We start from the raw sequence: 20,260 nt of genomic DNA on the forward strand, positions 1-20,260 counted from the left end.
ATGCGCGCGCCGCGTCGTTCGACGGTGGTGCTGGGGGTGGCGGGAGTGCTCGCCTCCACCGGCACAGCGGTGTTGGGTGCCCGCACCCTGCTCTCCGAACAGGCCGCACAGGCCCGCACGGTCATCCCGAAGTCCTGGGATGTGCCGCCGCGCGCCGACGGTGTCTACGCCCCGGGCGGCGGGCCGGTGCAGCGCTGGGAGCGCGGCGTCCCCTATGACCTGCACCTGATGATCTTCGGTGACTCCACGGCCACCGGGTACGGCTGCCGTGACGCCGACGAGGTGCCCGGGGTGGTGATCGCCCGGGGGCTGGCCGAGGAGTCCGGCAAACGGATCCGGCTCTCGACCAAGGCCATCGTGGGTGCGACGTCGAAAGGGCTGTCCGGTCAGGTGGACGCGATGTTCGTCGCCGGTCCCCCGCCGGACGCCGCGGTCATCATGATCGGGGCCAACGACATCACCGCGCTCAACGGCATCGGGCCGTCGGCCCATCGGCTGGGTTCGGCGGTGCAGCGCCTGCGGGCCAGCGGTGCGGTGGTGGTGGTCGGTACCTGCCCCGACTTCGGCGTCATCACCGCGATCCCGCAGCCGCTGCGCTATGCCGCCCGCTCCCGCGGGCTGCACCTGGCCCGGGTGCAGGCCGCCGCGGTAAGAGCCGCGGGCGGGGTACCGGTGCCGCTGGCGGATCTGCTGGCACCGAACTTCGAAGAGACCCCGGAGTTGATGTTCTCCGACGACAAGTACCACCCGTCGGCCGCGGGCTATGCGCTGGCCGCCAACCAGTTGCTGCCCGCGCTGTGCCATGCGCTGGGTGAGTGGACCGGGGCCACCGTGCCGGATCTGCCGTGGCTCACTCCGTCGCAGAGCTGGAACGTCTCGGCCCGGCTGGCGCCGATCACCAGGCTGCTGCGCCGCCGGACAACCGGGGTCCCCGCACCGATCGTGGTGACCGCGGGCTAGGTTCGTGTGCAGTTGCCGCACATCTTCTCGAGGAGTCCCTCTCATGGCTGAAGCCGTCATCGTTTCCACTGCCCGCTCACCGATCGGCCGCGCCTACAAGGGGTCGCTGGTCAGTATCCGCCCCGACGACCTGGCCGCTCAGATGGTCAAGGCCGCCCTGGACAAGGTGCCCGGCCTGGACCCCCGCGAGATCGACGACCTGATCATGGGCTGCGGCCAGCCGGGCGGTGAGTCCGGTTTCAACATCGGCCGCACCGTCGCGGTACAGCTGGGCTACGACTACCTGCCCGGTACCACGGTGAACCGGTACTGCTCGTCGTCGCTGCAGACCACCCGGATGGCGTTCCACGCGATCAAGGCCGGGGAAGGCCACGCGTTCATCTCGGCCGGGGTGGAGACCGTGTCGCAGTTCAGTAAGGGCAGCGCGGACGGCTGGCCGGACACCCACAACCCGCTGTACAAGGAGGCCGGTGAGCGGTCGGCGGCCGCGTCGGCCGGTGCCGAGGAGTGGCACGATCCGCGCGAGGACGGCCTGCTTCCCGATGTCTACATCGCGATGGGCCAGACCGCCGAGAACGTGGCGCTGTACACCGGGATCAGCCGCGAGGACCAGGACCACTGGGGTGTGCGCTCGCAGAACCGTGCCGAGGAGGCCATCAAGAACGGTTTCTTCGAGCGTGAGATCGTGCCCGTGACGCTGCCCGACGGCACCGTCGTCTCCAAGGATGACGGGCCGCGCGCCGGCACCACCTACGAGGCGCTCAGCCAGCTCAAGCCGGTATTCCGGCCAAACGGCACGGTGACCGCGGGTAATGCCTGCCCGCTCAACGACGGTGCAGCGGCGCTGGTGATCGTCTCTGACACCAAGGCCAAGGAGCTGGGCCTGACCCCGCTGGCGCGCATCGTGTCGACGGGTGTGTCGGGCCTGTCGCCGGAGATCATGGGCCTGGGTCCGATCGAGGCGGTCAAGAAGGCGCTGGCGAACGCCAAGCTGTCGATCTCCGATATCGACCTGTACGAGATCAACGAGGCGTTCGCGGTCCAGGTGCTGGGCTCGGCCCGGGCGCTGGGGATGGACGAGGAGAAGCTCAACGTCTCCGGCGGCGCGATCGCCCTCGGGCATCCGTTCGGTATGACGGGCGCACGCATCACCGCGACCCTGCTCAACAACCTGCAGACCCACGACAAGACGTTCGGCATCGAGACGATGTGCGTCGGCGGCGGCCAGGGCATGGCCATGGTCGTCGAGCGCCTCAGCTAGCCGCCCAATCGATTCTGCGGTGAGGGCGCACTTTTGCCCTGTTTTCCAGCCCTCACCGCAGAATCGATAGCGCCGCGGACCCGTCGAAGGATGTCTGCGGGCGTGTCGCTCGCGATCACGCGGATGACAATCCAACCCAGTCGCGCCAGATCTTCGAGCCGGTGGACATCCTTGGCATATTGCACGCGATCGGTCCGGTGGTGATCGCCGTCGTACTCGACCGCGACCTTGACGTCCTCCCAACCCATGTCGAGGTAGTAGGTGGACCAACCGTCGGGACTGCGTACCGGAATCTGAGTGCGCGGACGCGGCAGTCCAGCCTCGACGAGTAGCACCCGCAGCCAGCTCTCTTTCGGCGACTGCGCACCCGCGTCGACGAGATCAAGAACCGTCTCCAGCCGACGCAGACCGGGAGATCCCGCGTGCCGGGCGGCGATCGCTCGCACGTCCTCAGCGCTCACTCCTGTCGCGCGAAACAACGCGTCCATCCGCGCCACCGTTAACCGAAGTGGCCGACGACGCCCGATATCGAACGCGGTCCGCTGCGGCGTAGTCACGGGCAACTGCCTGAACGTCGTTCTCTCGTCGGGAAAGAACTTCACGTCATGTGTGCGTAGCCCGGCAGGCGGCCGGGCATTGGACCAGATCAGTTCGACGGGCGAGTTGTCGTCGAGCCACTTGGCACCATGCAGACCGGCAGCCGTCAGGCCCATCACCGTGCCACCCCGATGCGACCAGAGCCAGGCGGCCAGCGCCTTGTCGTACAGCGTCAGCGAAACGCTGTTAGGGGCATACACGTTGGGAAACACGGGCCGAAAGCCGGCACGTAGCTGATGGCGGCGCAGTTGGCCGCTGGCAAGCGCCTCACTGCCGATGAAGGGACCAGTGGATGTCTGCACGCCGGCAGGTTCGCACCGCCGGACTCTTCGGGCACGTCACCCCTGTGGACAACGACAAAGCCCCGGCCTCTCGAAAGGGGCCGGGGCTTTGCGAAGCGATTCACTACCGCTGCTGGAAGTAGCTCAGCAGTCGCAGGATCTCGATGTACAGCCAGACCAGCGTCACGGTCAGGCCGAGTGCCACGCCCCAGGCTGCCTTCTCCGGCGCGCCGGCGCGGATCATCTGGTCGGCGGCGTCGAAGTCGATCAGGAAGCTGAAGGCTGCCAACGCGATGCAGACCAGGGAGAAGACGATCGCGATGGTGCCGCCGGAGCGCAGGCCCATGCCCGCACCGCCGCCGACGCCGAACATCGACAGCAGGAAGTTGCCCAGCATCAGCACCAGGACACCGACCATGCCGGCGACCAGCATGCGGGTGAACTTCGGGGTGACCCGGATGGCGCCGGTCTTGTAGACCACGAGCATGCCGATGAACACACCGATGGTGCCGAGGATCGCCTGCCCGATCAGTGCACCGGCGTTGGCGCCGGACACCACCAGATTGGCGAGCACGAACGAGATCGCGCCCAGGAACAGCCCCTCGAGCGCGGCGTAGCTCAGCACGATGGCCGGGTTGTCCTGCTTACGCCCGAACGTCGCGATCAGCACCAGAGCCAGGCCGCCGAGCGATCCGACCAGGGTGAACGGCATGGCCAGCGCCAGGTTGGACGAGACCAAGAAGTAGGAGACGACGGCGACGACCGACAGCACACCGAGGGTGATGCCGGTCTTGGTGACGACGTCGTCGATCGTCATGGGCCGCGAGACACCGGTCTGCGGCGGGTACTGCGTGGTGTAAGGGTCGGCCTGATACGCCACCTGCTGTGCACCGGCTACGCCGCTGCCGAACTGCGCATATCCACCCTGCTGCTTGGGCAGCGAGCGAAATATGGGGTTGCTGGTCTCCCGCACCGTTGGTCCTCTCCTGGAAGTCGATCAACACACCGCTAACGAACGGTCCTGCGGCCGGGTTCCCGGAAAAGTCACGAACTTCCCTGAACTTCCCGCTGTCCCCGACCGTACAAAGCCCGACCTTACCTGTGAGACCTCTGTGGTGGGGTCTCGATCGAGATCGGCCGGGTGGTAAAACTAGGACATCCAACCTTTCGAGAGAAGGAACTCAACGCCGTGACGGCTGATTCCGACGACATCCTCACCCGGGTCGACGGCCACGTCGGCCGCGTGACACTCAATCGGCCCAAGGCCATCAACTCGCTGACCCACCACATGGTCACCGTCCTCGACCGGGTGCTCACCGAATGGGCCGGCGACCCCGCCATCACCGCCGTGGTGCTCGACGGCGCCGGCGAGCGCGGGCTGTGCGCCGGCGGTGACGTCGTCGCCGTCTATGAGAGCGCGAAGGCCGGAGGCGAGGACGTCCGCCGGTTCTGGTGGGACGAGTACCGCCTCAACGCCAGGATCGGCCGCTACCCCAAGCCCTACGTCGCGATCATGGACGGCATCGTCATGGGCGGCGGCGTGGGCGTCTCGGCGCACGGCAACGTCCGCGTCGTCACCGACCGCTCCAAGATCGGGATGCCCGAGGTCGGCATCGGGCTGATCCCCGACGTCGGCGGCACCTACATCCTGTCCCGGGCGCCGGGCCTGCTGGGACTGCACGCCGCACTCAGCGGCGCGCCCTTCACCGGGGCCGACGCCATCGCGCTGGGCTTCGCCGACCGCTACGTGCCGCACGAGAAGCTGGCGGCGTTCACCGCCGCGGTCGGCGGCGCCGGCACCGAAGCCGCGATCGAGAGCTTCGCCACCGAGCCGCCACCGAGTCATCTTCTGGCCCAACGACACTGGGTCGACGAATGCTACGCCGCACCGACTCTCGCCGGGATCCTCGACGCCCTGCGCGGGCACGGAGATCCCGCCGCCAACGAGGCGGCTGACCTGATCGCCTCCCGCTCCCCCATCGCCGCCTCGGTCACATTGGAAGCCATCAGGCGTGCCGGGGACCTGCCGACCCTCGAAGACGTCCTGGTGCAGGAGTACCGGGTGTCGTGCGCGGCCAGCCGCTCGCACGACCTGGTCGAGGGCATCCGCGCCCAGATCATCGACAAGGATCGCAACCCGACGTGGTCCCCCTCGTCACTGGCCGCGGTGACCGAGGAGGATGTGCAGGGCTACTTCGCGCCGGCCGATCCCGACCTGACCTTCGAGGAGGACTAGTGAATTACGAGACCATCCTGGTGGACCGCGACGAGCGAGTCGGCACCATCACCCTGAACCGCCCGCAGGCGCTCAATGCCCTCAACACCCAGGTCATGAATGAAGTGACCACGGCCGCAGCCGAATTCGACGCCGATCCCGGTATCGGCGCGATCATCCTCACCGGCAGCGAGAAGGCCTTCGCCGCCGGCGCCGACATCAAGGAGATGGCGACGCTGTCGTTCTCCGAGGTGTTCGACGCCGACTTCTTCGCCGCCTGGGGCAAGCTGGCCGCTGTTCGCACCCCCACGATTGCCGCGGTTGCCGGCTATGCGCTCGGCGGCGGTTGCGAGCTCGCCATGATGTGTGACTTGCTGATCGCCGCCGACTCCGCCAAGTTCGGCCAGCCCGAGATCAAGCTCGGCGTGCTGCCCGGCATGGGCGGCTCGCAGCGGCTGACCCGCGCGATCGGCAAGGCCAAGGCGATGGACCTGATCCTCACCGGACGCACCATCGACGCCGCCGAGGCCGAGCGCAGTGGGCTGGTCTCGCGGGTGGTTCCGGCTGCCGATCTCCTGACCGAGGCCAAGGCGGTGGCGACGACGATCTCGCAGATGTCGCGCTCGGCGGCCCGGATGGCCAAGGAGGCCGTCAACCGGTCCTTCGAGTCCACCCTCACCGAGGGCCTTCTCTACGAGCGCCGGCTGTTCCACTCCGCGTTCGCCACCGAGGACCAGACCGAGGGCATGGCCGCGTTCACCGAGAAGCGCCCTGCGAACTTCACGCACCGATAAAGTTCTCCGGGTGAGCGAAGCCGAGGTCGCAACCGAAGAGCCTGCCCCGCCCACCCCCGAAGAGCCCAAGCCGGATTGGTGGCAGCGCCGCTACACCTTCACCGGTACCGCTGTCGGCATGGTGTTCCTGTGGCTGTCGCTGACACCGTCGCTGCTCCCGCGCGGGCCGCTGTTCCAGGGACTGGTCAGCGGCGCGGCCGGCGCCATCGGTTACGGCCTGGGGGTGTTCGGGGTCTGGCTGGTGCGGTTCATGCTGTCGCGCCCGGCCAGCCCGCGGGCGCCGCGCTGGGCGTGGCCGATCCTGGTGGTGGCAGCCGTCATCGGCCTGGTGTTCTCCGTCTACTGGTTCCACGTCTGGCAGGACGAGGTCCGCGACCTGATGGGTGTGCCACGGCTGAAGTGGTTCAACTACCCGCAGGCCGCCATCATCGCGGTGATCGTGCTGTTCGCCTTCGTCGAAATCGGCCAGCTCATCGGCAAACTCATCAGGTTCCTGGTATCCAAGCTCAATCGCTTTGCCCCGCCGCGGGTTTCAGCCGTCGTGGTGGTGGCGCTGCTACTCAGCCTGAGCATCTCACTGCTCAACGGCGTCGTCGTCAAACAGACAATGGCGTTCCTCAACAAGACATTCGCCTCGGTCAACGACGAGCTGGATCCGGACAACCCGGCGCCGACCACCCCACTGCGTTCCGGCGGCCCCGGCTCGCTGGTCACCTGGGACAGCCTCGGCCATCAGGGCCGCGTGTTCGTGGCCGGCGGCCCCAGCGTCGAACAGCTCACCACGTTCAACGGCGCACCGGCCGTCGAACCCATCCGGGCCTACGCCGGGAAGAACTCCGCCCCCGACATCCGCGCCACCGCCGATTTGGCGGCCCGTGAACTGGAGCGGACCGGCGGGTTCACACGCAAGGTCATCGCGGTGGCGACGACGACGGGCACCGGCTGGATCAACGAGGCCGAGGCCTCCGCGCTGGAATACATGTACAACGGCGACACCGCGATCGTGTCGATGCAGTACTCCTTCCTGCCCAGCTGGCTGTCCTTCCTGGTGGACAAGGAGAACGCCCGCCAGGCGGGGCAGGCGCTGTTCGAAGCGGTCGACGAGCGACTGCGCGCCATCCCCGAGGCGCAGCGGCCCAAGATCGTGGTGTTCGGCGAGAGCCTGGGCTCCTTCGGCGGCGAGGCACCGTTCCTGAGCCCCAACAACATCATTGCCCGCACCGACGGCGCCTTGTTCAGCGGTCCGACTTTCAACAACACGATGTGGGAGTACGTCACCGAGAACCGCGACGAGGGCACCCCGATGTGGCTGCCGACGTTCGACGACGGGGCGAACATCCGATTCGCCGCCCGCCCCGACAACCTGGCGCGACCGGACAAGCCGTGGGGCGATCCCCGCATCGTCTACCTACAACACGCCTCGGATCCGATCACGTGGTGGAACCCCGATCTGCTGTTCGCCGAACCGGATTGGCTGCGCGAACCGCGCGGTTACGACGTCTCCCCCGATATGAACTGGATTCCGGTGGTGACGTTCCTGCAGGTGTCGGCGGACATGGCGGTGGCCATCGACGTACCCGACGGGCACGGGCACCGCTATGTGCGCGACGTGGTCAACGCGTGGGCCGCCATCTTGCAGCCGCCGGGCTGGACGCCGGGCAAGACCGAGAAGCTGCGCGGGATCGTCAACGCGCCGGAGTAGCCAGCCCGAGGGCGGCCAGTGCCTCGTATCCGCCGACGACGTCGGTGGCCCGGTGCAGGCCGAGGTCCTGCAGGGCGGCGGCCGCCAGGCTGGAGGTGTAGCCCTGCTGGCAGAGCACCACCCACTCGACGTCGTCGTCGACGGCCTCGGGCAGCCGGGCGTCACTGGTCGGGTCGCAGCGCCACTCCAGCACGTTGCGTTCGATCAGCAGCGCGCGAGGGAACTCGCCTTCGGCGGCGCGCTGGGCGGCGGGCCGGATATCGACCAGGATCGCCCCGCGCTCCAGCGCGGCGGGCACCTCATCGGCCTGCAGGCGATGTAGCCGGGCCCGGGCCGCCGCCAGCAGATCGTCGACGCGGCTCATCCGCCTTCGGGTCCGTCGGTCAGCTCGGTCCGGGTGCGCCGCAACGTATTGCGCTGCGTCACTTCGTAGTACGACATCGCTGTCAGCGGCGGCGAATAGGCGTGCACGCTCAACGTGATCGATTCGGGCTCGGCAAGGGCCGGCGCACCCACCACGTCGTGCACCCAACCCAGCGGAAAGGCCGCCTGGTCCCCCGCGTCCAGCCGTCGGCGGCGCAGATCTTGCCCGTCCCAACGGAATTCGTGCAGGGCACCGGAGATCACCGTCAACGCGCCGAGCGATCCGCCGTGGTCGTGCAGTTCTGTGGTGTGGCCGGGCACCCAGCTGATCAGCCAGACGTCGAGTTCGTCGTCGGCGTGCAGACGGGTGTACCAGCGCTGGTCGGACGGTGGGCCGCCGGCCGGCAGCAGGGTGTCGAACTCGCCGCCCAGCACGCCGTCGGCGAACAGATCGGTGGTGTGCAACAGGTCGGGCAGCCGCAGCCGGGTGGGCGCCGAGACGGCGGGCAGGACGGGCGGGAAATTGGTGACGGCACGAGCGGTGCTCGAGAACGGCATGGGGGGTGACTCCGGAATGGCAGGGGTGGTTCGGGGGCGGGTACTAGACCCGACAACACTCCCGAGAACCGGCACGCTCCGACATGGCCGCCAGTGTTGCATAGATTGATGGCATGCGCCGTGACCGATGTCGTTCGCTGACCGCTGCCACGACGATCGTGGCGGCCCTCACCGCGGCCCTGATGGCCTGCTCGTCCGGCGGTGGCGGCAATGCCACCTCCAAGGCCCCGGCACCGGCCAGCCCGGCCGAACCGACCGCCCAGGAGGGCGCGCCCACTGAGCCGATCGGGGTGTCGCCGGACGGCGTGACCACCAAGGTCGACGTTCCAGCCGAATCCACCGAAGAGCAGTACGCGCAGGCCTGCATGGCCACCAAGGCCTGGATGGAATCGCGGGGCGGCGATCCCACCACGCTGGTGGAGGCGGCGCTGAAGGAACTGCAGTCCAGTGCCAAGCCCAGCCCGCAGACGTTCAACAAGACGTGGACCGAGCTGTCCACCCCACAGCAGGCCGCGGTGATCATCGCGGTGCGCGCCGCCAGCCAGGGCGGGTGTTGACGGTCACAGCCGGAAAAGATTCACGGCTAGCAAAAGTCGCTGTGCACCCCTGGGTACCCACGACCAGCACAATGGTGTGATGGCGACTGGACAGGTTGCGCTGGCACTCGGCAGCGGAGGTGCGCGGGGTTACGCGCACATCGGCGTGATCGACGAACTGCGGGACCGCGGCTATGAGGTCGTCGGGGTCGCAGGTTCATCGATGGGTGCCCTCGTCGGCGGTTTGCACGCCGCCGGCTCGCTGGACGAATTCGCGGACTGGGCAAAGACTTTGACCCAGCGAGCGGTATTGCGCCTACTCGACCCGTCCATCACCGCCGCCGGCGTGCTGCGGGCGGAGAAGATCCTGGACGCGGTGCGCGACATCCTGGGTGAGGCCTGCATCGAGGACCTTCCGATCCCCTATACCGCGGTGGCCACCGACCTGATCACCGGTAAGTCGGTGTGGTTGCAACGCGGGCCGGTCGACGCCGCGATCCGGGCGTCGATCGCCATCCCCGGGGTGATCGCGCCGCACGTCCTCGATGGCCGGCTGCTGGCCGACGGCGGCATCCTCGATCCGGTACCGATGGCGCCGATCGCCGCGGTCAAGGCCGATCTGACCATCGCGGTCAGTCTCGGCGGCGGCCCCGACGCAGCCACTGAGCCGGCCGGCAGTGCCGAGTCCAAGCCCACCACCGAGTGGCTCAACCGGCTGCTGCGCAGCACGTCGGCGCTCCTGGAGACGGCGCCGGCGAAGTCGGTGCGCAACCGGTTCGGCAGCGCGGACGACTCCGCCGAGGCGGCCGAGTCCGACGACGGAACCGAGCAGTTCGTGGACAGTTCCCGGGATGCCGGGCTCCCCAAGCTCGGCAGCTTCTCGGTGATGAACCGCACCATCGACATCGCGCAGTCCGCTCTGGCCCGCCATCAGCTGGCCACCTACCCGCCCGACCTGTTCATCGAGGTGCCCCGGACAGCTTGCCGGAGCCTGGACTTCCACCGCGCCGCCGAGCTGATCGACCTCGGCCGGGAGCTCACCGCCCGGAAGCTGGACCAAGGAACTCCGTGACGGCGGCCGCCACCCGGCGGCCCTGTTCGCGACCGGCCGTGGCGGACGGCACCCGACAGACCGGGTCCAGTGGGTTGGGCCCGAACGCGGCCAGTGCCGCCTCGTCGGCGTACACCGCGAAGGTGCGGGCGCTGAAGTCGGCGATCTCGGAGGCGGTGCCGGCCCCGAATGCGGCCGGTGCGAACTCCCCCGCCGGAACCAGCACCACCGCGGTATCGCAGTCGGCGGCCACCGCGGTGTGCACCGAGCTGCTGACCCCGCCGTCCATGTAGCGGCGTCCGCCGATGGTGACCGGAGGCCAGGCGCCGGGCACGGCACAGCTGGCGGCGACGGCATCGACGAGCGACACCCCGGATGCCCGGTCGAAGACCGCCAGCTCGCCGGTGGCGATGTCGATGGCGGTGATGCGCAGGTCGCGCTGCGGCCAGTCATGGCTGGGCAGGCGCGCTTCGATCACCCGCCGGCGGACGGGTTCGGCGACGGTCGGGGTGGCGGCCGCGACGGCACCAATGCGGCGCAGCTTGGCCTGCAGTGCACCGGGTTCGGCCATCGCACTCAGGAACAGCTCGGCGATGCTGTCGATGTCGACGCCGGGATCCAATTCGCTCGAGGACGGCGCTATTTGGCGTTCATAGAGCTCGTCGAGCGGCATCGTGCTGCTGATCTGGGCGGCCACGGTGGATCCGGCGGAGGTACCGACGAGCACATCGGAGTCCAGCAGGGTGCGGGCGGTGTCCGGCGCTTCGTCGGCAATGCCGCGCAGGATCCCGGTCTCCCAGGCGATCCCGGCCAGGCCGCCGCCGGCCAGGATCAAGGCTCGTGTCGTCACAGCCTCGCAGTGTGCCAGAAACTGAGGGCGGCCCCCGTGAGACCGACGCACAGGGCGATGAACGAGATCATCGACACCGTCTGGAACCAGCGGGTGCCGGCCACGTTGCGGGAGAACGCCATCGGGATGAAGGATGCCGGATTCACCACCACACCGAGGAGAACGAGCACTCCGATGACCGTCGGCAGATCGGGCACAGCGAGACCGGTGGCGATCGAGACGACGCCCATCACTATCCAGTCGAGATGGACCTGACGCACCCGCGTCGGGTCCACCACCCCCACCTTCTTGAGCAGTTCGGGCTTGTCGACGGCCACCAGTAGGGCAAATCCCGACCACGCGCCGGCTACCAATGAGATCAGTCCGACGCCGATCAGTATGTGAGACATCGAGTTTCCCTGTCCGCCTTACTCATGGAACGTCACCGAGCTGCGGCGCGTCCGATTGACCCGCAGTTCGAACACATCCGGCCGGGAGTAGTGGCCCGCGACGTCGAGATCGTGTTTGAAGCTGTTCGTCGCTGCGAGCGGAAGGTCGACCAGGATGGTCTCGGGCTTGCCGAAAAGTGGTGGTAAAAGCCAGGATCCGTCCGGGGCGATCACGGCCGAGCCGCCGTCGAACAACACGTCGGAGTCAGCCGCATCCGGACCGAGACCCGCCCGGAAACTGTCGACCAGTTCGGCGGGCACATCGTCGACGGTGAGGTAGTTGCCCACGGCCAGCACGAAGCACCGTCCTTCGAAGGCATATCCGCGGGAGATGGTGTGGTGCATGTCGGGCATGTCGGGCCAGCACGCGACGTGGATCTGCTCGCCTTGGGCGTGCAGCGCCTGACGCGCCAAGGGGTGGAAGTGCTCCCAGCAGATCAGCCCGCCTACCCGGCCCACCGGCGTATCGACGACCTGCAAGCCGGCCGCGTCACCGGCGGCCCACACGATACGTTCGGTGTGGGTGGGGGTCAGCTTGCGGTGCACGTTCAACAGCTGACCGCGATCTCCGATCATGACCTGAGAGTTGAACAGGGTGGCGCTGTTGGGATCCGCGCGTTCGTTGACCCCGATGACCACCGTCACCGACAGGTCCCGGGCGATCGCCCGCAGTGGGCCCAGGTCATCGTCGAGATCGTCGGCACCGCCGATGGCGATGCTGTCGTCGACGAGGCGGCCATACCAGCGACGTGCCTGCGGGTCGTTCCAGCCGGCCATTCCGAAAACCCATGCCGGGTAGCAGGAAAGCCAGGTCTCCGGGAAGGCGATCAGCCGGGCACCGCGCGCGGCGGCGTCGGCGACGTGAGCGACGGCGCGGCGCATCGATTCCTGATTGTCGAGCACCGCCGAGGGCTGCTGGATCAGGGCTACGGTCACAGTGTGGGCATTCATGAGGTCCTCCGCGCTTCCCACTATCGAGCACTCGGCGCGGTCCACCCTATGGCGATTCTGTACAGAATGCCCATCACAACTAGATGATCTGCCCAATCACGGGCGTCCGATCGTCGGACTCAGCGGGTGCCCTGGTAGGCCTTCGCGACCCGCGTGACGAACTGGTAGACACCGTCCTCATCGGGGGCCAGCGGGCCAGGCCTGGAGTGCGGTGAGCTCAGCCCGCGCTGCACGGATTCGCAGGCGGCCCAGTCCTGCCGGTTGGTCAGGTCCCAGAAGTCCACCGCGTAGGACGGGTCGAAGTCCGGCGCTTCCAGCGCTTCCTTCGGGAATGCCCAGGCGCATTCGACATGGGTGCGGTCGACGCCCAGCGGGGTCATCACGTGAGTCATGACGTAGTCGGGGTGCAGGCTGACGAGCAGGTTGGGGAAGCCGACCAGGTACATGACGGTGCGCAGTTCCTGCTCGGACAGGCCCTTGATCGCCACCCCGCCACTCGCGCCGCTGAGCGACATGGTCTGGGCGCCATCGATGATCGACATCCAGCCGCCCATCCAGTCACCGGGCAGGTCGATGTTCTCCCCGCTGGTGGGCGGCGAGATGCGGGACAGCTCGGGGTGGATCGCCTGGCAGTGGTAGCACTCCTGATAGTTCTCGACGATCACCTTCCAGTTGGTGTCCAGCACATAGGAGTGCCGGTCCACCACGGTCAGCTCCTCGGGCCGGTAGGGGCCGACGATGTCTTCCAGGCCGGCGACGTGCTGCTCGAAGTCGATGTCCTGGCCGCTGGGGTCGACGAAGAGGTAACCGTGCCAGTTCACCAGCCGAAGCTCGGTGAGCCCGAATGCGCTTGGCTCGAACTGGAATCCGTCGGCATCGTCGAAGCCGGGCGCGTTGCGCAGTTCACCGGTGAGCTTGTAGGACCACGAGTGGTAGGGGCAGACGACCCCGCGGCGCTTGGCGGTGGACCCGCACGCCAGCATCTCATGACCGCGATGCCGGCACACGTTGGCGAAGGCCCGCACCTGCCCGTCCTCACCGCGCACCAGCAGGATGCTGTTCTTGCCGGAGCCCACAGCCTTCTGTGCGCCGACACCGTCGAGGTCGCTGGCGTGGCCGACGCAGTGCCAGCCCGAGAAGATGTACTGCTTCTCCCACTCGAAGACGGCCGCCTCGACGTAGGCCTCCCGCGGCAGCATCCGCGACTGCCCGAACGGTGCGAGGGCGGCAGCCAGATCGTCGGCGGGAACCGGGGCGGGCACGAACTGTTTGAACATACAGTCAGACTAGTCGGTCGCGCGGTTCCGGTCCAGAGATGGACGCAGACTCAGGCCTCGCCGGCGAAGGCCGCGATCCCCTTGCCGGTCGTCGCGTCACCGCGAGTCATCCTCCGGTACAGCAGATATCCGATGGTGACCGCGAGCAGCGCGAACACCAGCAGCAGGGTGGCCAAGGCATTGAGCGCCGGCGTCGGGGCAGCCCTGGCGGTGTTGTAGATCTTCACCGACACCGGTTCGGTCGAGGAGTTCCCGGACAGATAACGCACCAGTACGAAGTCATCGATGACATCGGCGAACACCAGCACGGTACTGGCGAAGATCGCCGGAACGAGCATCGGCAGCGTCACCCGGCGCAATGCCTGCACCGGCGAGGCGCCCAAATCCATTGCCGCCTCTTCATATTGGCCCCCGATGGTGGCAAGCCTGGCCCGGACCAGCACCGCCGGGTACGCGATCTGGAAGGTCACCAGTCCGATCACCTGTGCCGCGGTGCCCAGGCCGATGGGCAGCGCCAGCGTGGTGATCACGAACAGCAGGGCGACAGCCAGCAGCACCTCGGGCAGGACGAATGAGACCAGCATGAGCAGATTCGCGCCAGCAGGCAGCCGCCCGCGCCAGCGGTCGATCCCGATGGCCAGCATCACCCCGAGCGGCACGGTGATGACGGTGGTCAGTACGCCGAGCTTCAGGGTCTGCAGCAGCGCGGTGTGCAGAGACGCGTCATGCCACACCGATCGGGTTGCGTCCCCCCAGTACCAGCGGAACGAGAACCCTTGCCACGTCGTACGGGACTTTCCGTCGTTGAACGAGAAGATCACCGCGATCAGCACGGGTAACAGCGACCACAGCAGATAGCCGATCGTCACCGCGATCAGGATCCGCGGTGGACGCCAGGGGTCCTTCCACCACGCCACCGGACCTCTCACGTCGACACCTCGTCGCCGCGCGCGGTGACGCGCACGTAGTAGAACATCGGCAGCACGGTGACCAGCAGCACCAGCATGACGAAGGCGCCCGCCTGGCCGGTCTGCCCGGGCGACTGCACGCTGTCGTTGATCAGGTTGCCCACCATCGCCGTCTTCGGCGAGGCCGACAGCATGTCCGAGGTGAAGTAGTCACCGAGCATCGGCAGGCAGGTCAGCAGGACGGCGGCCACGATCGTCGGCCGGCACATCGGCAACGTCACCCGCCAGAACGACCCGAACCGGTCGGCGCCCAGATCGCGGGCAGCCTCCAGGGTGGCCTGCGGCAGCCGGTCCAGCCCGGCGTACAGCGGCAGGATCATGTAGGGCACATAGCCGTACACCAGACCCAGGACCACGACCACCGGTTGACCGGTCAACCAATGGGTGTCGACGTGGAACAGGCCGCCGAGGCCCAGCATCCTGTTCACCAGTCCGTCGTCCTGAAGAAGGTTGACCCAGGCCAACATTCGCATCATGTAGCTGATCCAGAACGGTGCGATCAACGCGGTCAGCAAAATGCCCACCCACCGTCCGGACAGCCGCGCGGTGTAGTAGGCCACCGGGAAAGCGATCAGCAGGCACAGCGCGCTGGCCGCCAGCACGTACACCCCGGTGCGAAGCAGTGCGGGGCCGAACACCCCGTTCGCGCCGACGATATGGGTCAGGACGTAGCTGAACTGGGCGGGGTTCCAGTCCAACGGATTCCACACCGGTATCGGGGTGCGGAAGATCGGATCCACCTCGCCGAAGACGATGGCCAGGACCACGTAGAGCGGTGCGAGGAAGAACAGCAGCAGCCACAGGATGCCCGGCATCGCCAGGGCGGGCCACAATGCGGAGTTGCGCGTCCGCGCGACCACCGCGATCAGGATCCTCCAGCCTTGAAGCCCCGCCACACGTTGTGCCAGGCGGCGTCGTTGGCGGGATCCAGTTCCAGCAGCCGGTAACCGACGTCGAAGTACTCCGGGCGCACGATCGCACTCTTCAGGTTCTCCGGAACCAGGCCCTCTGCCACAAGGGAATCCGGGTTCAGCGAAACCTGGGGCGGCTGGTAGCCGATCTGCTGGAAGTTCTGCTTGGCGACTTCGGTCTCCAGCATGTGGTTGAGGAACAGGTGGCCAAGCACCGGGTTCTTGCCGCCGCGCAGCAGTACGATCAGGTCGTTGTCGACCATGCCTTTTCCATCCGTCGGGAACCAGTACCGAAGGATATCCGGCTTGACGCCCTGGGGCAGGTAGTTGACGGCGTTGATGATGTCGCCGGACCACATCTGCGACAAGCTGATCTGCCCGGCGGGCAGATCGCTGTACATCGTCACAGTGACTTTGGGCGATGTCGCCTGGACTAGAGCAGTCAGCTGATCCCCGAGCTTCTTCAGATCGTCGGCCGAGGAGGTGTTGATGTCGGTGATGCCCATCTTCAGCAGCACCATCGCCATCGCGGTGTGCCAGTCATCGATGACGGCGGTCTTGTTCTTGTACGCCGGATCCCAGAGCGATTCGTAGGGATTCTTCAGCGCGCCGATGTCGGCGGGAACCTGGTCAGTCCGCCAGCCGATGCCGGTGGTGTAGACGGTGTAGGGCACCGTGTAGCGCCACTCCTGGTCGTACCACGGGTTGGAGAAGAACGGCCAGACGTTCTTGATGTTCGGGATGTAGCTGTGGTTGAGCGAGCGCACCAGGTCACCCTTGACCAGCCGGCTGATCTGATCGTAGCTGGGGAAGAACAGGTCATAGTCGACGTTGCCACCGCGGATCTTGGTCAGCGCCTCGTCGGTGTCGTTGAACGTCGACACCTGAACCTTCGTCGAGTACTTCTCCTCGAAGGACTTGATGGCATCGGGGGCGATGTAGTCGGCATAGCTGTAGAGCTGAAGGGTGGCCCCCTTCTCCGGGGCCAGCCCGTCTGCGATGGGCTTGTTGTCACCGGCGATATCCCAGGTGACCGGGCTGGACGGCGAGGCGATCGTCAGGCTGGGAGCCGAACTCGTTTGCGCGCCTTTGGAACACGCATCAAGGAAGGCGATCAGCGCCGGGGTGCCGGCTGCGAGCAGTGCGGCCCTGGTCAAAAACTGGCGGCGGTTCGGACCGGGTCGATTGGGGACAGTCATCCGCACCTCCGTGAGTTTTTTGTCTTGTCGCTAGGTGGACTCTGACATAGACTGAACGCTCAGTCAATAGCTGGCGCGGCGCTAATGCGCAGGTCCGACCAGCATTCGAGCGGAGGTTTCCCGTGGCTTCGTCGATCATCGAGAGCCCGGTGGCGGACTCGGTGGACCAGTTGATCGCCGATCAGGAGAAGGTCTTCCTGGCGCGCCAGCCGCGTAGCACCGAGATGATCGCAAGGGCGCGCGAACATCTCGCCGGCGGCGCCACGTCCAACTGGCAGATCGCCCAACCCCAGGCGGTGTGGATGAGCCACGGCGCGGGCTCCAAGGTCTACGACGTCGACGGCACCGAGTACGTCGACATGCACGGCGGCTACGGGGCTTCCATCGCCGGCCACGCACATCCGGCCATCGTCGAGGCGGTCAGTCGGCAAGTCCGGCGCGGTACCCACTTCGCCCAGCCCACCGAGGACGCCATCTGGATCGCCGGTGAACTGTCCCGCCGGTTCGATCTGCCGTTGTGGCGATTCGCCAACTCCGGCACCGAGGCCACCATGGATGCGGTGCATCTGGCCCGCTCGGTGACCGGGCGCGATCTGATCATCAAGGTCGAGGGCTGCTATCACGGCCACCACGACTCGGTCGAGGTCTCGGTGCTGCCGGAGGCCGACGAGGTGGGCCCGCGCGACCATCCGACCGGGGTACCGGGCAACAGCGGCATCCCCGCGGCGATCCGCGATCTGGTGGTCGTGGTGCCGTTCAACGATCCCGATGCGGTGGCACGGGCGCTGTCCGAGCATCGCGGTCAGGTCGCCGCGATGATCGTTGAACCGGTGATGATGAACGCCGGAATCATCCCGCCCGCCGACGGCTATCTGGCCGCCATCCGCGACCTGCTGCACGACCAGGGCGCGCTGCTGATCTACGACGAGGTCAAGACCGGCTTCACCACCGGCCCCGGCGGCGTCACCGCCATCTCCGGTGTGGTGCCCGACATGCTCTGTCTGGCAAAGGCTTTGGGCGGCGGCATCTCGGTCGCCGCCATCGGCGGCAGCACCCACGTGATGTCCGCGATCGCCGACGGACGCTACGAACAGGTCGGCACGTTCAACGGCAACCCACTGGCGATGGCCGCCACCCGGGCCACCCTCGCCGAGGTTCTGACCGCCGACGCCTACCGCCGGATGGATGCTCTGGCCACCCGGCTGCGCAACGCTGTGGACGCGACCATCGCCGATTACGGCTACGGTTGGCATGTGGTCAGCGTCGGTGCCAAGGGCTGCGTGACGTTCAAGAGCGAACCGGTACGCGAGTTCCGGGATTTCCTGCAGATCGACGACCGCCTGGGCCATTTGCACTGGCTCATGCAACACAACGGCGGCGTTTTCCTGCCGCCCTGGGGCAAGGTGGAGCAATGGTTGCTGTCCGTCCAGCACGACGAGGCCGATGTCGACCGCTTCGCCGCGAACTTCGCCCGGCTGGCAACGGCGGTGGCGGGCTGAGCGGCTGCTGTCCGGGCGGCCTCCGGTGACCGGCGGCGCGATCCGGCTGCACCAGCTGGCCAAGGCGTTCGACGATGTCCCCGCGGTCACCGGTATCGACCTCGATATCCCGGCGGGCCAGTTCTATTCGCTGCTCGGCGCGTCCGGGTGCGGCAAGACCACGACGTTGCGCATGATCGCCGGCTTCGAGAAGCCCGATTCGGGCCGGATCGAACTCGACGGCCGCGATGTCGTGGCCGATCCCCCGCACAAGCGTCCGGTCAACACGGTCTTCCAGACCTACGCATTGTTCCCGTTCATGACGGTGGCCGAGAACGTGGCATTCGGGCTTCGCTATCAGAAGGTGTCCAAGGACGAGACCCGGCGCCGGGTGGGCGAGGCGCTGGAGATGGTCCGGATGGATCCGTTCGCCAAGCGCAAGCCGGGCCAGCTCTCCGGCGGCCAGCAGCAGCGTGTCGCGCTGGCCCGGGCACTGGTACTGCAGCCCCGGGTACTCCTGCTCGACGAGCCGCTCGGTGCCCTGGATGCCCAGCTGCGCAAGCAACTTCAGCTCGAGCTTCGCTCGGTGCAGCGCGAGGTCGAGATCACGTTCGTCTATGTCACCCACGATCAGGACGAGGCTCTGACGATGAGCGATCAGATCGCGGTGCTGGCCGAGGGCCGGGTCGAGCAGGTCGGCCCACCGCAGGATATCTACTCGGCCCCGGCTACCACATATGTGGCCGGATTCCTCGGGGCGGCAAACATTTTCGATGCCGAGGTGCTGGAGTGCAGGGGCGGCACCGCGGTGTGCTCGGCACTGGGGACCCGCCTGGGTGCGGCGGTCGACGACGGATGCACGGCCGGGCCGGCGGCGATAGTGATCCGGCCCGAGCGCATCACCCTGGCCGATCCCGCCGCACCGGTACCCAGCGGGCACAACTCGATCAGCGGCACCGTGGCCGAGGTCGTCTACCACGGCGCGACCACCCAGGTGCACGTCGCCGTCGGCGCACCCACTGCGCTGATCGTCGACGTGCCCAACCAGTTCGGCCCGCAGTCGGTGGGCTACTCGCCCGGTATGGCGGTCACCTGCGTGTGCACGTCGGATGCGGTGCGGGTGTTGACCCGCAGCGCGGCCACACTGGTGGTGGACCCGGCCGCGGAGCTGGTGACCGATCCGGTGGCCTCTCTGAGCAGGTGACTCAGCGGCGGCGCTTGCCCGCCGCCACCGGCTGTTTGGTCTCGGCGGGCAGGTTCAGTTCGCGCTCGGCAAAACGCATTGCGATCTCGTAGGCCACTTTCGAGTCCACCTCGGGATCCTCCAGGGCCACCTGGATCGACAATCCGTCGAGCAGCGCCGAGAACTCCAGGGCGAACATCCGTGCGTCGACTTCCGCACCCAGGTCGGCCGAGTCCACCGCATCGACGATCATCCGGCGCCACCGCGCGTCGAGCTCCACCCGCCCCGCCCTGACCTCGTCGTGCCGGAAGGCTTGCGCCCATAGATCGAACCACAGCCCCCAGGCGCCGGGAATCTCGTTGTCGGCGTTGGGAACACAGGTCCACTGGGTCAGCAGCGACAGGCGCTCGCGCAGCGAAGGAATCTCGGCCAGCATCTGTTCGGCGGCCTCGTAGAACGACTCCTCCGAATACCGCAGCGCATCCACCAGCAGCCGGTCGCGGGTGCCGAAGTAGTAGATCACCAATGCCGAACTCACGCCGGCGCGCTTGGCGACATCGGAGATCCGGGTTTCGGCGAAACCGCGTTCACAAATGAGCTCCGCTGCGGCACGCAGCATCTGGATGCGACGACCTTCGTTGTTCTCCGTCGCGGGCGCGGGTTCGGCCATTGATCAACTCCCATCGGCAGTACCGGC

21 protein-coding genes are annotated in these 20,260 nt (G+C 67.4%); 9 read left to right on the forward strand and 12 right to left on the reverse strand.

Annotated features, from left to right (window positions below; genetic code table 11):
- Together G6N35_RS13520 and G6N35_RS13525 are read left to right on the forward strand one after the other, a co-directional pair.
- Complete coding sequence (locus tag G6N35_RS13520; protein WP_179967467.1) at nucleotides 1-960, forward strand: SGNH/GDSL hydrolase family protein; 960 nt, start codon at nucleotides 1-3, stop codon at nucleotides 958-960.
- 43 nt (nucleotides 961-1,003) lie between these two features.
- Nucleotides 1,004-2,221 carry an acetyl-CoA C-acetyltransferase gene (locus tag G6N35_RS13525; RefSeq protein WP_163804719.1) on the forward strand — a complete coding sequence of 406 codons (1,218 nt, stop codon included), beginning with the start codon at nucleotides 1,004-1,006 and terminating at the stop codon, nucleotides 2,219-2,221.
- Here G6N35_RS13525 and G6N35_RS13530 read toward each other — a convergent pair.
- Both G6N35_RS13530 and G6N35_RS13535 read right to left on the reverse strand, forming a co-directional pair.
- Nucleotides 2,218-3,120, reverse strand: a complete 903-nt coding sequence (locus G6N35_RS13530) for an endonuclease domain-containing protein (RefSeq protein WP_163804720.1) — start codon at nucleotides 3,118-3,120, stop codon at nucleotides 2,218-2,220. The genes G6N35_RS13525 and G6N35_RS13530 overlap by 4 nt on opposite strands.
- Before the next feature lie 103 nt (nucleotides 3,121-3,223).
- A complete protein-coding gene (locus G6N35_RS13535; RefSeq protein ID WP_163804721.1) occupies nucleotides 3,224-4,072 on the reverse strand; it encodes a Bax inhibitor-1/YccA family protein in 849 nt (282 codons plus the stop codon).
- A 216-nt stretch (nucleotides 4,073-4,288) separates the two neighbouring features.
- Here G6N35_RS13535 and G6N35_RS13540 point away from each other — a divergent pair, with 216 nt between their 5' ends.
- The 3 genes from G6N35_RS13540 to G6N35_RS13550 are packed head-to-tail and all read left to right on the forward strand — an operon-like array spanning nucleotide 4,289 to nucleotide 7,810.
- Nucleotides 4,289-5,335 carry an enoyl-CoA hydratase/isomerase family protein gene (locus tag G6N35_RS13540; RefSeq protein WP_163804722.1) on the forward strand — a complete coding sequence of 349 codons (1,047 nt, stop codon included), beginning with the start codon at nucleotides 4,289-4,291 and terminating at the stop codon, nucleotides 5,333-5,335.
- The gene (locus G6N35_RS13545) at nucleotides 5,335-6,108 is read left to right on the forward strand and encodes an enoyl-CoA hydratase (RefSeq protein WP_163804723.1); all 774 of its coding nucleotides are present in this window, start codon (nucleotides 5,335-5,337) and stop codon (nucleotides 6,106-6,108) included. Before G6N35_RS13540 ends, G6N35_RS13545 begins: the two co-directional genes overlap by 1 nt.
- 10 nt (nucleotides 6,109-6,118) lie before the next feature.
- The gene (locus G6N35_RS13550; RefSeq protein WP_246224303.1) at nucleotides 6,119-7,810 is read left to right on the forward strand and encodes an alpha/beta hydrolase; all 1,692 of its coding nucleotides are present in this window, start codon (nucleotides 6,119-6,121) and stop codon (nucleotides 7,808-7,810) included.
- On the opposite strand, the gene G6N35_RS13555 is transcribed toward G6N35_RS13550, so the two are convergent.
- Entirely contained in the window at nucleotides 7,794-8,174 is a 381-nt protein-coding gene (locus tag G6N35_RS13555) for a rhodanese-like domain-containing protein (protein WP_163804724.1), read from the reverse strand. The two genes, G6N35_RS13550 and G6N35_RS13555, sit on opposite strands and share 17 nt — an antisense overlap.
- Nucleotides 8,171-8,731 carry a cysteine dioxygenase gene (locus tag G6N35_RS13560; protein WP_163804725.1) on the reverse strand — a complete coding sequence of 187 codons (561 nt, stop codon included), beginning with the start codon at nucleotides 8,729-8,731 and terminating at the stop codon, nucleotides 8,171-8,173. Before G6N35_RS13560 ends, G6N35_RS13555 begins: the two co-directional genes overlap by 4 nt.
- A gap of 113 nt (nucleotides 8,732-8,844) precedes the next feature.
- Here G6N35_RS13560 and lpqV point away from each other — a divergent pair, with 113 nt between their 5' ends.
- Both lpqV and G6N35_RS13570 read left to right on the forward strand, forming a co-directional pair.
- Nucleotides 8,845-9,288, forward strand: a complete 444-nt coding sequence (gene lpqV / locus G6N35_RS13565) for a lipoprotein LpqV (protein WP_163804726.1) — start codon at nucleotides 8,845-8,847, stop codon at nucleotides 9,286-9,288.
- Between the two features lie 79 nt (nucleotides 9,289-9,367).
- Nucleotides 9,368-10,339 (forward strand): patatin-like phospholipase family protein, encoded by a 972-nt coding sequence (locus G6N35_RS13570; RefSeq protein WP_163804727.1) that lies wholly within the window; start codon nucleotides 9,368-9,370, stop codon nucleotides 10,337-10,339.
- On the opposite strand, the gene G6N35_RS13575 is transcribed toward G6N35_RS13570, so the two are convergent.
- The 7 genes from G6N35_RS13575 to G6N35_RS13605 all read right to left on the reverse strand — a co-directional run bounded on the left by G6N35_RS13575 (nucleotide 10,305) and on the right by G6N35_RS13605 (nucleotide 16,902).
- The gene (locus G6N35_RS13575) at nucleotides 10,305-11,168 is read right to left on the reverse strand and encodes a patatin-like phospholipase family protein (protein WP_246224304.1); all 864 of its coding nucleotides are present in this window, start codon (nucleotides 11,166-11,168) and stop codon (nucleotides 10,305-10,307) included. The two genes, G6N35_RS13570 and G6N35_RS13575, sit on opposite strands and share 35 nt — an antisense overlap.
- Nucleotides 11,165-11,557, reverse strand: coding sequence for a hypothetical protein (locus tag G6N35_RS13580; protein WP_163804728.1), 393 nt, complete (start codon nucleotides 11,555-11,557; stop codon nucleotides 11,165-11,167). The genes G6N35_RS13575 and G6N35_RS13580 overlap by 4 nt, the downstream gene beginning before the upstream one ends.
- Before the next feature lie 18 nt (nucleotides 11,558-11,575).
- Nucleotides 11,576-12,547: a carbon-nitrogen hydrolase family protein gene (locus tag G6N35_RS13585; RefSeq protein ID WP_163804729.1), complete on the reverse strand. Its 972-nt coding sequence runs from the start codon at nucleotides 12,545-12,547 to the stop codon at nucleotides 11,576-11,578.
- 119 nt (nucleotides 12,548-12,666) lie between these two features.
- Nucleotides 12,667-13,824 carry an aromatic ring-hydroxylating oxygenase subunit alpha gene (locus G6N35_RS13590; RefSeq protein WP_163804730.1) on the reverse strand — a complete coding sequence of 386 codons (1,158 nt, stop codon included), beginning with the start codon at nucleotides 13,822-13,824 and terminating at the stop codon, nucleotides 12,667-12,669.
- A 50-nt stretch (nucleotides 13,825-13,874) separates the two neighbouring features.
- Nucleotides 13,875-14,753, reverse strand: coding sequence for an ABC transporter permease (locus tag G6N35_RS13595; protein ID WP_163804731.1), 879 nt, complete (start codon nucleotides 14,751-14,753; stop codon nucleotides 13,875-13,877).
- Nucleotides 14,750-15,652: an ABC transporter permease gene (locus tag G6N35_RS13600; RefSeq protein WP_246224305.1), complete on the reverse strand. Its 903-nt coding sequence runs from the start codon at nucleotides 15,650-15,652 to the stop codon at nucleotides 14,750-14,752. The genes G6N35_RS13595 and G6N35_RS13600 overlap by 4 nt, the downstream gene beginning before the upstream one ends.
- Before the next feature lie 5 nt (nucleotides 15,653-15,657).
- Complete coding sequence (locus tag G6N35_RS13605; protein WP_163804732.1) at nucleotides 15,658-16,902, reverse strand: polyamine ABC transporter substrate-binding protein; 1,245 nt, start codon at nucleotides 16,900-16,902, stop codon at nucleotides 15,658-15,660.
- Nucleotides 16,903-17,024: 122 nt separating this feature from the next.
- Here G6N35_RS13605 and G6N35_RS13610 point away from each other — a divergent pair, with 122 nt between their 5' ends.
- Entirely contained in the window at nucleotides 17,025-18,401 is a 1,377-nt protein-coding gene (locus G6N35_RS13610) for an aspartate aminotransferase family protein (protein ID WP_163804733.1), read from the forward strand.
- A gap of 25 nt (nucleotides 18,402-18,426) precedes the next feature.
- Complete coding sequence (locus G6N35_RS13615; RefSeq protein ID WP_163807662.1) at nucleotides 18,427-19,584, forward strand: ABC transporter ATP-binding protein; 1,158 nt, start codon at nucleotides 18,427-18,429, stop codon at nucleotides 19,582-19,584.
- A gap of 1 nt (nucleotide 19,585) precedes the next feature.
- Here the strand turns inward: G6N35_RS13615 and G6N35_RS13620 are convergent, their stop codons facing one another.
- Nucleotides 19,586-20,233, reverse strand: a complete 648-nt coding sequence (locus G6N35_RS13620; protein WP_163804734.1) for a TetR/AcrR family transcriptional regulator — start codon at nucleotides 20,231-20,233, stop codon at nucleotides 19,586-19,588.
- Nucleotides 20,234-20,260 lie beyond the last annotated feature (27 nt).

This window comes from Mycolicibacterium anyangense, assembly GCF_010731855.1.
GTDB classification, from domain to species: domain Bacteria; phylum Actinomycetota; class Actinomycetes; order Mycobacteriales; family Mycobacteriaceae; genus Mycobacterium; species Mycobacterium anyangense.